Below are 14,415 nucleotides of genomic sequence, written 5' to 3'. Positions count from 1 at the left end.
GGATGACGCCATCATCTGGATGCTCGCCGTATCATGACACGGCGCGAGCGGAAGGGAACACACCATGGCGAGACTGACCCGGGCGCAGCAGCAGGAACGGACCCGCGCGGCGGTACTGGTCGCGGCCCGGCGGGAGTTCGCCGAGTACGGCTACGCGGAGGCCAAGGTCGACCGGATCGCCGAGCAGGCCGAACTGACCAGAGGCGCCGTCTACTCCAACTTCACCAGCAAGCGCGCGCTCTACCTCGCCGTGCTCGCCGACGCCGCCGAACGGGCCAGGGACACCGCCCGGCCCCCGGCCGTATCGCCCGACTCCGCCGGGCGGGCGCTCGGCGCCTTCGCCCGGGTCTGGCTGGAGCGGCTGCCGCTGACCGGCGACACCCCGGCGAGCGGACATCTCCAACTGCGCTCGCTGTCCGGCGTGCTGGACAGCGAACCGGCCCGGGCCGCGCTCGCCGGGCTCGTACGCTTCGAAGCCCTGCTGCTCGCCCTCGCGTTGGAGCCGGGAACGGCCCCGCGCGCCAGGACCGTACGGCTTGCCGAGCTGGCGCTGACCCTGCTGCACGGCGCGGCCTCCCTCGCGGAGCACGCCCCCGGCCTCGGCGATCCCTTCGATCTGGCCCACGCCGCCGAGCACTTGGCCACCCTGGCCCCCCTCGACGACACGGCGCCCTCGCACCTGGCCTTCGTCCCCCCGGCCCGGCCGGCGCACGACCCGTGGGTTCCGCCCGGCGGCCCGCCGCGCGACGAGATCACCGGCCGCCCGGCCGCACTCGACGCCGACGGCGTGCTCGTCGTCCTGGGCGTGAGCCGGCTCGCGGCGGCCGAGGAGGCGGTGCGCGCGGCGCGCCGGCGCGACGCGGTGACCATCGTCGTGGTGAGCGGCGATCCCGCCGAGACGGGCCGGCTGGCCCGGCTGCGGATCGCCGATCTCGTGGGCTGTCTGCGCCGGGTGTTCGCGCCCGGGGAACTGCCCTCGCCGCGCGTCGTGTTCGACGAGGCCGGGGCGGTCCCGGCCGCCCTGGGCCCGGCGGCGACGGTGGCGACGGCGGCCGACGACCTCACCGAGCTGGCGGTGCGGGTACGGGACGGGCTGATCGTGGCCCGCGCGCAGGGCCATGGGGCCGGCCACGCGGTGGCCGTCCACCACGACCGGGAACGCGGCCCCCGCCCCTGATCCGTACCCGCTTCCGTCCCCGATTCCGACACGGCGTCAACGCTTTGTCGACAGGCGGGCTTTACACATACTCCATCCCGAGGAACGGCGCGGTCGCACCGGTGAGGTCCGGGTGGTCACGGGGAGACATCCGGGCCTCACCGGACGGTGCGGTCCGCGTTCCACGGCCCTCGGGAGCGTACGTGACCACCGACATTCCGGAACGAGGACGTTCATGCCCCTTACCGGCACCGCACCCGAACTCTCGCCCGCCGAGGCGGAGGCAGCGCAGCACGCACAGGCGTTGTACCAGATGACCACGGCGCACTGGATCACCCAGGTGGTCCGGGCCGCCGCCGTGCTGCGGGTGACCGATCACATCGCCGACGGGGCCCGTACCGCCGAGGAGATCGCCGAGCGGGAGTCGAGTCACCCCGGTGCCACCCACCGGCTGTTGCGCGCCTGTGCCTCGATCGGGCTGCTGGCTCACGAGGGCGGCGGGCGGTTCGCCCTCACCCCGGTCGGCGCGCTGCTGCGCGAGGGCGTACCCGGGTCGCTGCGGGACGCCGCGCTGCTGTCGGGGGCGCCGGCGCACTGGCAGGTGTGGCAGCCGTTCCCCGAGGCGGTGCGCGAGGGCCGCCCGCAGTGGGAACGCGCCCTGGGCTCCGACCTGTTCACCTACCTCGCCCAACACCCCGAGGACGCCGCGCTGTTCTCCCGCGCCATGACCAACGCCACCGAGCAGGTGGTGCAGGACACGGTGGCGCTGCTCGACCTCGACGGGGCCACCCGGATCGCCGACATCGGCGGCGCGGACGGGGCGCTGCTGCTCGGTCTGATGGCGGAGCACGCGCACATCGAGGGCCTGGTGTTCGACCTGCCGCATGTGGTGCCGGGCGCCCGGCAGGCCGCGGAGGCCGCGGGCGTGGCGGACCGGTTCGAGGCGGTCGCGGGGGACTTCTTCGAGGGCATCCCGGAGGCCGACTACTACCTGCTGAAGTGGGTGCTGCACGACTGGTCGGACGAGCAGGCGGTACGAATCCTGCGCAACTGCTGGCAGGCGGCGCGTCCCGGTGGCCGCATCCTGGTGATCGAGGCGCTGCTGGGGGAGACGGGTTCGCCGGACCCGGTCGCGCTGCTGGACATGAACATGCTGTCGGTGTCGGCGGGTCAGGAGCGTTCCCTCCAGGAGTACGACGCGCTGTTCGCCGAGGCGGGCTGGAAGCGCACCGGACTGCGTCCCACGCGTTCGATGTTCGCGCTGATCGAGCTGGAGCGCCTGGACTGACCACCCGGGGCTCCAAGGGCCGGGCCGCACCACGGGGGCGGCCCGGCCTGTACCACCGCCCCGCTTCGTACAGTTGCACGGTAAACCGTCGCCCCAACCCTCATCACGTCATACATTCGTCCAATCGGCTGGAACCTGCGCCAAGGACGAGATCTATGACTACGGGGCTGCGCTTCTCCCTCCTCGGACCGGTACGCGCCTGGCACAACGGCGCCGAGATCCCCCTGGGATCCCCGCAGCAACGCTCCACCCTGAGCGTCCTGCTGCTGCACGCCGGCGGCACCGTGCCCGCCGGCCAGTTCGCCAGCGCGCTGTGGGACAGCGCCCCGCCCAAAGGCGCGCGGGGTACGGTGCGCACCTACATCCACCGGCTGCGCCGCGCCCTGGAACCACAAGGCGCGCGGATCGTCTCCGGCAGCCACGGGTACGCCCTCATGGTCGACCCGGCGGCCATCGACTCGCACCGCTTCCGGCACCTGGTCGGCTCCGCCCGCGCCGCCCACGGCGCGGGCGACGACCGCGGCGCCGTCGAACTCAGCCGCCGGGCCCTCGCGCTGTGGCACGGCCAGCCGCTGCGCGAGATCCACGGCGAGGCGGCGGAACGCGAACGCGTCGGCCTGCGGCAGACCCGCACCAGCGCGCTCGATCTGTACGGGTCCGCCGCCCTGACCCTGGGCCGCGACGACGAGATCATCCAGCTCATGTCCACCGCCGTCATCGAGGACCCGCTCCACGAGCGGTTCCACGAACTGCTGATGCTGGCGCTCTACCGGGCCGGCCGGCAGGCCGAGGCGATCTCCGCGTACGGGCATGTGCGCAAGCTGATCCGCCACGAGCTGGGCGTCGACCCGGCCGCCTCCCTCACCACCCTGTACGAGCGCATCCTGCGCGGCGACACCGCCCTTGGCACCCCGCGCGGCGGGCTGGAAGGGAGCTGCGGGCCGTACGGGGGGGCGTACGACCCCGGCGGTCGCCCCGTACCGCCGCGGCCACCGGCCATCCCCGAGCAACTGCCCGCCCCCTCACCCTTATTCGTCGGCCGCGCCCCGGACCTGACGGCGGCGCTGCGCGACATCGGGCGCGGCGCCCGGGTGATCGTGGTCAGCGGCATGGCCGGGGTGGGCAAGACCGAGTTCGCCACCCTCCTCGCGCACCGGCTGCGCGAGAACCACCCCGACGGACAGCTGTACCTGAATCTGCACGGCTTCGACGCGGACCGGCCGATGGTCCCCACCGCCCAGGCCGTGGACCGCCTCATCGAGGCCATGGACGTGCCCCGGCAGCGCGTCCCGCACGACGCCGAGGCCCGTACCGCCTTTCTGCGCCGGCTGCTCGCGGGCCGCCGGATGCTGCTGCTCCTGGACAACGCGCGCGACGCCGCCCACGTCCTGCCGCTGATCCCCGAGTCGGCCGAGGGCACCCTGGTGCTGGTCACCAGCCGCTCCCCGCTGGCCGGGCTGATCACGGCGCGCGGCGCCCGGGTCAGCGAACTGCGGCCGTTCGCGCCGGACGAGGCACTGGAACTCATGCGCGGCAAGCTCGGCCCCGAACGGCTGCGCGGCGCGGAGCAGGAGCGGGCCGCGCGGGACATCGTGGACTGCTGCGGCGGGCTGCCGCTGGCGCTCGCCGTGGTCTGCGCCAAGGCGATCGCCAACCCGGCGTTCTCCCTCGACGCCATCGCCGGCGAACTGTGCGACACCCGGGCCCGGATCTCCTTTCTCACCGGCGGCGACAGCTCACCCGGGGTGCGCTCCGTGCTCTCCTCCTCCTACCGGGCGCTGAGCCCGGCGGCGGCCGGCCTGTTCCGGCTGCTGCCGCTGCACCCGGGCCGCTCGGCCGGCGCCCGCTTCATCGCCGACCTGCTCGCCCAGCCGCTGCCGCGAACCCAGGAACTGCTCGACGAACTCACCGCCATGCGGCTGCTGGAGGAACGCGCCCCCGGGCGGTACGGCTGGCACGACCTGGTGCGCGCGTACGCGGTGGAGGTGCTGGCCGACAGCACGACCCCGGGCGAGCGCGACGCGGGCCTGCGACGGGTCCTGAGCCACTATCTGCACACCGCCCACGAGGCCGCCCGGATTCTCTCCCGGCACCACGACATGCCCCCGATCCGGCCGGTGGGGCGGCGCCGCCGCACGCTGAGCACGTACGCCGAGGCGCGCGGCTGGTTCGAGACCGAACGCGGGGCGATCCTGCATCTGATCGACACCGCCTACCGGGGCGGCCACGACCGTACGGTGTGGCAGCTGGCCTGGATGGTGCGCCACTACCTCGACGTCAACGGCCACTGGGAGGAACTGCGCGCCACCAGCACCCTGGCGCTGCGCGCGGCGGGGCGCGAGGGCAGCCGGCTGGGGATGGCCCTGGGACACCGGGGGCTCAGCCGCGCCGAGTACAACGCCGGGCAGTGGGGCGAGGCGGAGCGCCATCTGCACCGGGCCCTGGAGCTGATCGAGGCGGAGGGCGACCGGCTGGCGGCCGGCTACACCCACCGGCAGCTGGCGGGCGTGCACGCCTCGACCGGGGCGTACGAGAAGATGCTGGAGCAGGCGCGTACCTCGCTGCGGATCTTCGGCGAGCTGGGCTGGACGGTCGGCGAGGGCGCGGCGCTGAGCGTCATCGCCAAGGCGCTGGGGCGGATGCGGCGGTACGAGGAGGCGCTGGTCTCGGCGGAGCGGGCGCTGAGCATCCTGGAGGAGGCCGGCGAGCTGAGCGACATGGCGCGGACCATGGATCTGCTGGGGTACGCGCACCACCACTTGGGGCAGCACCGGGCGGCGCTCGGCTACCGGCGGCGGGCCGCCGAACTGCACGCCTCGCTGGGGGCGGTGGACCGGCGCAACTCGCACGCGATGAGCGCGCTGATCGAATCGCTGCTGTATCTGGCGGCGGACGAGGGGCTCGCGGGCGAGGTCGGGACGGCGCGGCTGACGGCGGTGCGGGCGGGGCAGCGGCTGGTGGACTATCTGGAGCTGCACCGGGCGGGGTGCGGTGCGGCGGACGTGCCGCCCGGGCTGCCGGCGCTGCTCGACGAGCTGCGGGGGCTCGTCGGGGAGCTGTCGCAGGCACCGGTGCTGACGGAGCCACTTCTGCGGGGGCTGTTCGCGCTGGCGGGCCGGGCCCACGGACTCGGGGTGATCACCCGGCTCGTCGACGGGGACCACTGCCCGCCGTAGCCGGCCGGGGCGCGCCCGCGCGCCCCGGCGGACGGCGCGGGGAGGCGCAGGGCTTACCCGGAAGTGCGTTCTTACGATCGCTGGGGTGGTTGCGTACGGTGGGGTACCGCACCTTCAGTAACCATCACCGTTCCAGCGGAGTGATCATGCCGAACGACCCCGTCGTGCCGCCCCCGCCCCCGCCCCCGCCGCCGTCCACCGGCGACGGACAGCCGCAGCAGCCCACCACCCCCGCGCTGATCGTCATCGGCGCGGCCGGCGGCGCGGACGCGGCGCCCGTGTGCGACGCGGACGGGGTGTGCGCGCTGTGAGGATCGATATCTGGTCGGACGTGGTCTGTCCCTGGTGCTACATCGGCAAGCGGCGGCTGGAGAGCGCGCTGGCCCGCTTCGAGCACGCGGACGAGGTCGAGCTGCGCTGGCACAGCTTCCAGCTCGACCCCGCGCACCCCGCCGGGCTGCGCGAGCCCACCGCCACGATGCTGGCCCGGAAGCTGGGCGCCGGCCCCGAGCAGGTACGGGAGATGCAGCAGCGGGTCACCGATCTCGCCGCCGCCGAGGGCCTGACGTACGCCATGGAGCGCGCCGTCTCCGTCAACACCCTGGACGCGCACCGGCTGCTCCAGTTCGCGAACCGGCACGGTCTCGGCGACGCCGCGCACGAGCGGCTGCTGGCCGCCCACCTGTGTGAGGGCGAGACGGTCGACGACCTGGACACCCTCGTACGGCTCGGGGTGGAGATCGGCCTGGAGGAGGCCGGCGTCCGGCGGGCGCTGGAGAGCGGCGGGTACGCGGACGAGGTGGCCGCCGATGTGCGCGAGGCGCGCCGGATCGGGGTGAGCGGGGTGCCGTTCTTCGTGCTGGACGGCGCGTACGGGGTCTCCGGCGCCCAGCCCGCCGACACCTTCCTGCAAGCGCTCCGTACGGCCCGGTCGGCAGCCGTCTGACCTGCGCGGACGCGCTTCCGGCGCCCGAGCTGCGAGGTTGGGCCATTGGAGGGAGCATGGGGAGAGGAAGAAGAGGAGGAGCGGTGCCCCGGTGCTCCGGACTCCTGTCCCAGCGCTCGCTTGGAGGTCCTGTTATGTCGTCATCGCACGAGTCCTGGAAAGCCAAGATCGACATCGAGGAGGACGGCCGGTCCTGCCGGGCCGAGGCCCGTTTGCAGGGGAAGACCTCGCGCGGGCTGGTGGGGGAGGGAACGGCGCAGGCCAAGCCGGGGGACGAGTACGACCCGGTGATCGGCCATGAGCTGGCCGCCTCGCGGGCACTGTCCGACCTGTCGTATCAGCTGCTCTACCAGGGCGCCCGGGATATCGAGTCGCACACCCATCAGGAAGTGAAGGAGCTGCGCGACCGCTGACCTTCCCGCGGCGCGGCGCGCGGTGTCGCGATGCGCCTCCCGGGCGCATCGCGCGCCGGGCGCGGCGCCGTTTGTGGCGCGCCCGCGTGCGCAGGATGTGCGGCATGAGAGACCTGAGTGACGCGCGGTGGCCGGTCGCGGCCGAGGAGTCATCGAATCGCCATATCCTTGACGCATCCATGCCAGATGCCGGATGAGTGCGCTCGCTGCACTCATCCCCATGACGCAGATTTCCGAAGACTTCTCCGAGCAACTGCGTGCCGCCGCCCGCTCCCTGGGGCGGCGGAGATTCGTCACCGTGACCGGCGCCGCCGCCGCGCTCGCGCTCTCCGTCGGCCTGCCGGGCGCGGGCACCGCGCACGCCGCGGCCCCGGCGGACGCCGCCGACCTGGCCGGCGACCCCTTCACCCTCGGCGTTGCCTCCGGCGACCCGCAGCCCGACTCGGTCGTGCTGTGGACCCGGCTCGCCGTCGATCCCTACGCCGCCGACTCCGCACTGCCGCCCGAACCCATCGCCGTACGCTGGGAGATCGCCCGCGACCGCGAGTTCCGGCGGGCGGTGCGCGGGGGAACGGTCCTGGCCCACCCCGAGTTCCACCACTCCGTGCATGTGGAGCCAGGGCGGCTGGCCCCCGGCACCGACTACTACTACCGGTTCCGGGTGGGGGAGTGGACCTCCACCACCGGCCGCACCCGTACCGCCCCCGCCCGCCACTCCCGGGTCGGCGGCGGGCTGCGCTTCGCGCTCGTCTCCTGCCAGCGGTACGACCAGGGCTACTACACCGCGTACCGGCACCTCGCCGCCGAGGAGAACATCGACGCCGTCGTCCACCTCGGCGACTACCTCTACGAGTACGCGATCAACGCGGCCGGCGGCGCCCGCGCGTACACCGGTGACCAGCGGCTGCCCGCGCACTACAACCGCGAGACCGTCACCCTCGACGACTACCGGCTGCGCTACTCCCTCTACCACGCCGACCCCGACCTCCAGGCCGCCCACGCGGCACACCCGTGGATCGTGACGTGGGACGACCACGAGGTGGACAACAACTACGCCTCCGCCATCTCCCAGGACCACGACCCCGAGGCGGAGTTCCTGGTGCGCCGGGCGGCGGCGTACCGCGCGTACTACGAGAATCTGCCGCTGCGCCGCCCGCAGCTCCCGGACGGTCCTGATCTGCGGCTCTACCGGCGGCTGCACTTCGGCCGGCTCGCGCAGCTGGATGTGCTGGACACCCGCCAGTACCGCGCCGACCAGGCGAACGGCGACGGCTGGAAGCTGCCCACCGCCGACTCCGAGGCACCGGACCGGCAGCTGCTTGGCCCGGCGCAGGAGCGGTGGCTGGCGGACGGCTGGCGCACCTCGCGGGCGCTGTGGAACGTGGTGCCGCAGCAGATCGTCGTCTCCCGGCGGCGCAATCAGCTGGCCGAGCCGTGGCCGCTGGCGATGGACGCCTGGGACGGCTACCCGTGGGCGCGGGAGCGGCTGCTGCGCACGGTGCGGGAGACCGGGGTACGCAATCTCGTGGTGTTCACCGGGGATGTACACGTGCATCACGCGTTCGACATCAAGGAGGACTTCGATGACCAGGCGTCCCGGACGCTCGGTGTGGAACTGGTCACCACCTCGATCTCCAGCGGCGGGAACGGCGCGCAGCGGCCGGCCAACTGGGAGGCGATGATGACGGTCAATCCGCATCTGCGCTTCTACGACGGGCGGCGCGGTTATGTGCTGGTCAGCCTGGACGAGCGGCAGGTGCGGGCCGATTACCGGGTGGTGTCGGGGGTCACCGTGCCGGGTGGTGCGGTGAGCACGGCGGCGTCGTTCGTGTCGCCGGCGGGGGAGCCCGGACTCTCCCCAGCGTGATCTTCCGAACGAAAACCATATAGAACGGTGGCCGGATCATGGGACGATTGGGCGGTCTCAGCGAGTACCGGAGAGGTGCATGAATCAGCCCGGCAGCCAGCCGAACACGGCCGCCCCCATCCCCGTCCCCACCGCAACCCCGGCGCAGTCCCCCGAAGTCCGGCCCGCTCCCGCCGCAGCACCCGAACTCACCAAACGGCAGCGGGCCGGACTGCTGCTCACCCTCATCCTCGGCAGCCTCTCCGCGCTGCCGGCCCTCTCCATCGACATGTACCTCCCGGCGCTCCCCGAGGTCACCCAGGACCTCAACACCGGCGCCGCCACCGTCCAGCTCACCCTCACCGCCTGCCTCCTCGGCCTGGGCCTGGGCCAGCTGATCGTCGGCCCCATGAGCGACCAGCTCGGCCGCCGCCGCCCGCTGCTGGCCGGCATGGTCTGCTACGTCGCCGCCTCCCTCGCCTGCGCCGTCGCCCCCACCGTGGAAGTGCTCACCGCCTGCCGCGCCGTCCAGGGCCTGGCCGGCGCCGCCGGCATCGTCATCGCCCGCGCCGTCGTCCGCGACATGTTCGACGGCCTGGCCATGGCGCGCTTCTTCTCCACCCTGATGCTCATCTCCGGCGCCGCCCCCATCCTGGCCCCCGTCTTCGGCGGCCAGCTGCTGCGGCTGACCGACTGGCGCGGCGTCTTCCTCGTCCTCGCCGGCTCCGGCCTCCTCCTCACCCTGATCGTCGCCCGCTGGCTCCCCGAGACGCTGCCCGCCGGGCGACGCGACGGCGGCGGCGTGGGCGCGGCGCTGCGGGCGATGGGCGGACTGTTCACCGACCGGGTCTTCACCGGCTACCTGCTGGTCGGCGCGCTCACCTTCGCGGCGCTCTTCGCGTACGTGGCCGCCTCGCCGTTCGTCGTCCAGGAGATCTACGGGGCCTCGCCGCAGACCTTCAGCCTGCTGTTCATGCTGAACTCCATCGCGCTGGTCGGCGTCAGCCAGATCAACGGCAAGATCCTCGTCGGACGGGTGTCGTTCAACCGCATCATCGGCATCGGTCTCACCCTGCTGATCGTGGTCTCCGTGGCCCTGCTGCTGATGACGAGCGGAGTGTTCGGCGAGGCTGGGCTGATCCCGGTCTCGATCGGGCTGTTCTGCCTGATGGGCCTGATGGCCCTGGTGCTGCCCAACGCCAACTCCGAGGGCCTGATGCGGGCCCCGCACGCGGCCGGCTCCGCCTCGGCGCTGCTGGGCGCCTCCCAGTTCTTCATCGGCGCCGTCGCCTCCCCCCTGGTCGGCGTCGCCGGCGAGGACACCGCCGTCCCGATGGCCATCGTCCAGCTCACCTCGGTGCTGCTGGCGGCCCTGTGCTTCGTCCTCCTGTGCCTTCCCAAGCGCCGCCGCCGTGCCGTTCCCCGATGAGACGGCCCGGGCGGTGTCCGTCGTCGGCCACCGCCCGCAGTGGGCGGCCGAGTACGCGGCACTCGCGGCCCGGCTCCGTACCGCCATGACCGGCGCGCCCGTGGTGGCGGTGGACCACATCGGCTCCACCTCGGTGCCCGGCCTCGCCGCGAAGGACTGCGTCGACATCCAGATCCGGCTGGCCCGGCCGGACGCCACCCGGGACGTACCGCTCCTGGAGGCGATCGGCTTCCGGCTGCGCCCCGAACCGTGGAACCACACCGAGTATGTGGCCGGCCGGCCCTGCGCCAAACTGGTCTTCGCCCCACCGGCCGGCGAACGCCCCTGCAACATCCACCTCCGCACGGCGGGCGGCCAGAACACCCGCTACGCGCTGCTCTTCCGCGACTATCTGCGCGCGGACGAGCCGGCCCGCGCGGCATGGGGCGCCTTCAAGCAGCACCTGGCGCGCAGCGTGCCCGACCTGCTGGACTACGGCCGGATCAAGGCCCCGGCCACGGAGATCCTCATGACGGCCGCCGAACACTGGGCGACCGGCAACGGCTGGACCGTTCCTCCCGGCAATTAGGATGACCGGGTGACCACGCCCATCGCCACCGCCACCGCTTCCGGGCAACTGCGGGCCGCGCTGGACCGGCTGCTCGACGGACTGCCGCCCAAGCGGACCGCCGCCGCCGTGGAGCGGCTGATCGCCAGCTACCGGGGGCGTACCCAGACGCACGCCCCCGTGCTGCGGGACCGGGCCGACGCCATCGCGTACGCCGCGTACCGGATGCCCGCCACCTTCGAGGCGGTGTCGGCGGCGCTCGGCGAACTGGCCGGCCGGCTGCCGGCCGGCTGGACGCCTGGCAGCCATGTGGACGTGGGCGGCGGCACCGGCGCCGCCCTGTGGGCGGCGGCCGAGCGCTGGCCGGCCGAGCGCCGCACCGAGGTCATCGACTGGGCCGGCCCCGCACTGGAGCTGGGCCGCGAGCTGGCCGCCGGTGCCGCCGAGCCCGCCGTACGGTCCGCCCGCTGGCGGCAGGAGCGGATCGGCACCGGCCTCGAACTGCCCGAGGCCGAGCTGATCACCATCTCGTACGTCCTGGGCGAGCTGACCGAGGCCGACCGCGACACCGTTACGGACGCCGCCGCGCGGGCGGGCCGCACCGTGGTGCTGATCGAGCCCGGCACGCCCGAGGGCTATCTGCGGATCAGGACCGCCCGCGACCGGCTGACCGCCGCCGGGCTGCGCGTCGTCGCCCCCTGCCCGCACAGCGACCGCTGCCCGATCGAGCCCGGCACCGACTGGTGCCACTTCGCCGCCCGGGTGACCCGCTCCGCCCTGCACCGGCAGGTGAAGGGCGGGGTGCTGCCGTACGAGGACGAGAAGTTCGCCTACGTCGCCGCCACGGCGCTGCCGCCCGCCGGGCCGGCCGCGGCCCGGGTCGTCCGCAAGCCGCAACTGCGCAAGGGCCAGGTGCTCCTCGACCTGTGCACGGCGGAGGGCGAGCTGCGCCGCGAGACGGTCACCAAGCGCCACGGCGCGACGTACCGCGCCGCCCGCGACACCACCTGGGGCGCCCCCTGGCCCCCGAATCTCCCGCATCTCCCGGACCGCCCGGACCGCCCGGATCTCCCGGACCTCACAGGGCGTTGACGAGCACGACATAGACGGCCGTGCCGATGCCCACGCTGAGAAGGGTGCGGCGGCCGAAGGCCAGATGCACCCCGGCGGTGACGGCGACCGCCAGCAGCGCGTAGTGCGCGGCGTGCGGTGCCGCGACGACCGTGGAGTGCAGGGAGGTCACGGCGAGAATCGCCAGGATTCCGACCGGCATCCACACCGCGAGCCGCTGGACCACCGCCGAGCCGCGCAGGGTGCGCAGCACCGCGAACGGCACGGCGCGCAGGGCCATGGTGATGCCGAAGACGATCGCCAGGACCGCGAGCAGGTACGGGGTGCTAGGCATCGACGGGCTCCTGGCCGGTACGGATGTGGCGGATGTGGCGGGCGAGCAGCAGGCCGACGAAGAGCACGAGCGCGCTGAACAGCGCGGCGCCCGGGGTCAGGAGCAGCGCCGCCGCGACGCTCCCGCCCGCGAGCAGCACCGACGGCAGCTCCCGGCGGGAGCGGAACGCGTCGAGCGTCAGCACGGTGAACAGCGCGCACAGGGCGAACTCCAGGCCCTCGACGGGGGCGGGCAGCGCGGCGCCGATCACCACCCCGGCCAGCCCGCCGCCCACCCAGTAGAGCTGGCAGGCGAACTGCATCGCGAGCAGCCGGCGGGCCGAGCGTTCCGCGGGGGCCAGCGATGCGCTCACCGCGTACGCCTCGTCGATCATCGCGTAGACGGCGTACGCCTTGGCGAGCCGATTCCCGACCAGGTGCAGCGGGAAGGAGAAGGCATAGAAGACATGCCGGAAGTTCACTGCCAGAGTGGTCAGCGCGACGGCGGCCAGCGGGGTGACCGCGCCGACCATGCCGACGAGCAGAAGTTCCAGGGAGCCCGCGAACGCCGCCAGGGACAGGGCGGGGGTCAGCCACCAGGGCAGGCCGGCCTGGAGGACCAGCATGCCCAGGGCGATGCCCAGCGGAAAGATCCCCAGGCCGGCGGAGAAGGAGTCGCGCACGCCGGCCGCCAGCTGTCGCCGGTGCCGGTGCCGTATGTCGCGGGTGTGGTGGTGTCGCACCCGTTCATGGTCCCGCGAAACCCGTGACATGTGGTTGCGAATATTGCCCACCTGGGCTGCTGGAGGGCAATATATCCGCATGGATGCCACGGATCGAGCAATCATCGCCGAGCTGGAGCGCGACGGCCGGCTGACCAACGTCGATCTGGCGCGCCGGGTCGGTCTCACCCCCGGCCCGTGTCTGCGGCGGGTGCAGCGCCTGGAGGCGGCCGGGGTGATCAGCGGCTACCGGGCCGTCGTCGATCTCGTCGCGCTGGGCCGGTCCTTCGAGGTGCTGATCGACCTGACCCTCGATGCGCAGGACGCCGAGACCGTCGAACGCTTCGAGGGGACCCTGGCCGGGGCCGAGGAAGTGATCGAGCTGCGCAGGCTGTTCGGCAGCCCCGACTACTTCGTGCGGGTGGCGGTCGCCGACCTCGCCGCGTACGAGTCCTTCCTCAGCCGGCGGGTCATGACGATCCCCCGGGTCAAGAACGTCACCTCGCACTTCACCATGAAGACCGTCAAGCCCGCGCCGGGGTCCCGCTAGCCGTCGTTGCTGTTGCTGTTGCTGTTGTTGTGCTGCTCGCGCTCGCGCAGCTTCTCCAGCAGTTCCCGCTTCCGCGCCGCCGCCGCGTCCTGTCCGCCCCCGCCCGCACCGGCGGCGCCCCTGCCGGCGCGCAGTTGCTTGCGGGACAGGTGGGTACGGGGCCCGCCGACGCCCATCATGGCGCCGCTGCGTCCCTTGCTCATGCCGTTCCTCCTCCGGTTCGGACGGTGTCGCTCCTTCAGACTGAACGAGACGTATCGTCTTGTCAAACGTCTTTTCTCATTACACTGCCCCCATGGGAACGACGTCACCGCACTCCACCCCCCGCGCCACCCGCGCACCCTCCGCCCCCGCCACCCCCAAGGCCCCCGACCCGGCCCGCCAGAACCCCCGCTCCCGGCAGGCGATCTTCGACGCCAGCCTCGACCTCGTCGGCAAGGTCGGCTACGCGAAACTCACCATCGAGGCCATCGCCGCCCAGGCCGGCGTCGGCAAACAGACCATCTACCGCTGGTGGCCCTCCAAGGCCGCCGTCCTCCTGGACGCCTTCACCGCCGGCGTCGACAACCCCGGCGACGAAGCCCCGCTCCCCGACACCGGCGACCTCGCCGCCGACCTCAAGGGCGTCCTGCGCGCCACCGTCGACGAGTTCAACGACCCCGCCTTCGAAGCCCCGTACCGCGCCCTCGCCATCGCCGCCGCCGGCGACCCCGAGCTGGCCCACTCCTTCGTCACCCGGCTCTCCGAACGCGGCGTCCGCGTCTACATGGACCGGCTGCGCGCCGCCCAGCTCGCCGGTCAACTCGACCCCGCCGCCGACCTGCGGATCGCCGCCGAGCTGATGCTCGCCCCGTTCGGCCAGCGCTGGCTCACCCGCAGCGCCCCGCTCACGTACGCGTTCACCGACGCCGTCGTGGACCACGCGCTGCGCGGACTCCTCCCGCGCGAGTGACCCTCGC

General features: G+C 73.3%; 15 protein-coding genes. 12 read left to right on the top strand and 3 right to left on the bottom strand.

Features of this window, described 5'->3' with window-relative positions; all coding sequences use genetic code 11:
- The first annotated feature begins 64 nt into the window (after window positions 1-64).
- The 10 genes from AC5WRL_RS06135 (at window position 65) to AC5WRL_RS06090 (ending at window position 11,893) form a co-directional block, all read left to right on the top strand.
- Window positions 65-1,177 carry a TetR family transcriptional regulator gene (locus AC5WRL_RS06135; RefSeq protein ID WP_496087263.1) on the top strand — a complete coding sequence of 371 codons (1,113 nt, stop codon included), beginning with the start codon at window positions 65-67 and terminating at the stop codon, window positions 1,175-1,177.
- A 214-nt stretch (window positions 1,178-1,391) separates the two neighbouring features.
- Window positions 1,392-2,444 carry a methyltransferase gene (locus tag AC5WRL_RS06130; protein WP_496087262.1) on the top strand — a complete coding sequence of 351 codons (1,053 nt, stop codon included), beginning with the start codon at window positions 1,392-1,394 and terminating at the stop codon, window positions 2,442-2,444.
- A gap of 155 nt (window positions 2,445-2,599) precedes the next feature.
- Window positions 2,600-5,620 (top strand): AfsR/SARP family transcriptional regulator, encoded by a 3,021-nt coding sequence (locus AC5WRL_RS06125; RefSeq protein ID WP_496087261.1) that lies wholly within the window; start codon window positions 2,600-2,602, stop codon window positions 5,618-5,620.
- Window positions 5,621-5,766: 146 nt separating this feature from the next.
- Window positions 5,767-5,931, top strand: a complete 165-nt coding sequence (locus AC5WRL_RS06120) for a hypothetical protein (protein ID WP_496087260.1) — start codon at window positions 5,767-5,769, stop codon at window positions 5,929-5,931.
- The gene (locus AC5WRL_RS06115; protein WP_496087259.1) at window positions 5,928-6,566 is read left to right on the top strand and encodes a DsbA family oxidoreductase; all 639 of its coding nucleotides are present in this window, start codon (window positions 5,928-5,930) and stop codon (window positions 6,564-6,566) included. Before AC5WRL_RS06120 ends, AC5WRL_RS06115 begins: the two co-directional genes overlap by 4 nt.
- A gap of 134 nt (window positions 6,567-6,700) precedes the next feature.
- A complete protein-coding gene (locus AC5WRL_RS06110; protein WP_496087258.1) occupies window positions 6,701-6,979 on the top strand; it encodes a dsRBD fold-containing protein in 279 nt (92 codons plus the stop codon).
- 220 nt (window positions 6,980-7,199) lie between these two features.
- Window positions 7,200-8,846: an alkaline phosphatase D family protein gene (locus AC5WRL_RS06105; protein ID WP_496087257.1), complete on the top strand. Its 1,647-nt coding sequence runs from the start codon at window positions 7,200-7,202 to the stop codon at window positions 8,844-8,846.
- Window positions 8,847-8,925: 79 nt separating this feature from the next.
- Window positions 8,926-10,254 (top strand): multidrug effflux MFS transporter, encoded by a 1,329-nt coding sequence (locus AC5WRL_RS06100; protein ID WP_496087256.1) that lies wholly within the window; start codon window positions 8,926-8,928, stop codon window positions 10,252-10,254.
- Window positions 10,238-10,822, top strand: a complete 585-nt coding sequence (locus tag AC5WRL_RS06095) for a GrpB family protein (protein ID WP_496087255.1) — start codon at window positions 10,238-10,240, stop codon at window positions 10,820-10,822. Before AC5WRL_RS06100 ends, AC5WRL_RS06095 begins: the two co-directional genes overlap by 17 nt.
- A gap of 9 nt (window positions 10,823-10,831) precedes the next feature.
- A complete protein-coding gene (locus AC5WRL_RS06090) occupies window positions 10,832-11,893 on the top strand; it encodes a small ribosomal subunit Rsm22 family protein (RefSeq protein WP_496087254.1) in 1,062 nt (353 codons plus the stop codon).
- Here the strand turns inward: AC5WRL_RS06090 and AC5WRL_RS06085 are convergent.
- Complete coding sequence (locus AC5WRL_RS06085; RefSeq protein ID WP_496087253.1) at window positions 11,880-12,206, bottom strand: branched-chain amino acid transporter permease; 327 nt, start codon at window positions 12,204-12,206, stop codon at window positions 11,880-11,882. The genes AC5WRL_RS06090 and AC5WRL_RS06085 overlap by 14 nt on opposite strands.
- Window positions 12,199-12,927 carry an AzlC family ABC transporter permease gene (locus AC5WRL_RS06080; RefSeq protein ID WP_496087252.1) on the bottom strand — a complete coding sequence of 243 codons (729 nt, stop codon included), beginning with the start codon at window positions 12,925-12,927 and terminating at the stop codon, window positions 12,199-12,201. The genes AC5WRL_RS06085 and AC5WRL_RS06080 overlap by 8 nt, the downstream gene beginning before the upstream one ends.
- 79 nt (window positions 12,928-13,006) lie before the next feature.
- Between AC5WRL_RS06080 and AC5WRL_RS06075 the strand changes: the two genes are divergently transcribed.
- On the top strand, window positions 13,007-13,456 hold the full coding sequence (locus AC5WRL_RS06075; RefSeq protein ID WP_496087251.1) for an Lrp/AsnC family transcriptional regulator: 450 nt from the start codon (window positions 13,007-13,009) through the stop codon (window positions 13,454-13,456).
- Here the strand turns inward: AC5WRL_RS06075 and AC5WRL_RS06070 are convergent.
- Window positions 13,453-13,659 (bottom strand): DUF6243 family protein, encoded by a 207-nt coding sequence (locus AC5WRL_RS06070; protein WP_496087250.1) that lies wholly within the window; start codon window positions 13,657-13,659, stop codon window positions 13,453-13,455. The genes AC5WRL_RS06075 and AC5WRL_RS06070 overlap by 4 nt on opposite strands.
- Before the next feature lie 92 nt (window positions 13,660-13,751).
- Here AC5WRL_RS06070 and AC5WRL_RS06065 point away from each other — a divergent pair, with 92 nt between their 5' ends.
- Window positions 13,752-14,408 carry a TetR/AcrR family transcriptional regulator gene (locus AC5WRL_RS06065; protein WP_496087249.1) on the top strand — a complete coding sequence of 219 codons (657 nt, stop codon included), beginning with the start codon at window positions 13,752-13,754 and terminating at the stop codon, window positions 14,406-14,408.
- Window positions 14,409-14,415 lie beyond the last annotated feature (7 nt).

The sequence above is a fragment of the Streptomyces sp. NTD107 genome (assembly GCF_059510435.1).
The sequence above is the reverse complement of the archived record's forward strand: the minus strand, read 5'-3'. Positions and strand labels throughout refer to the sequence as shown.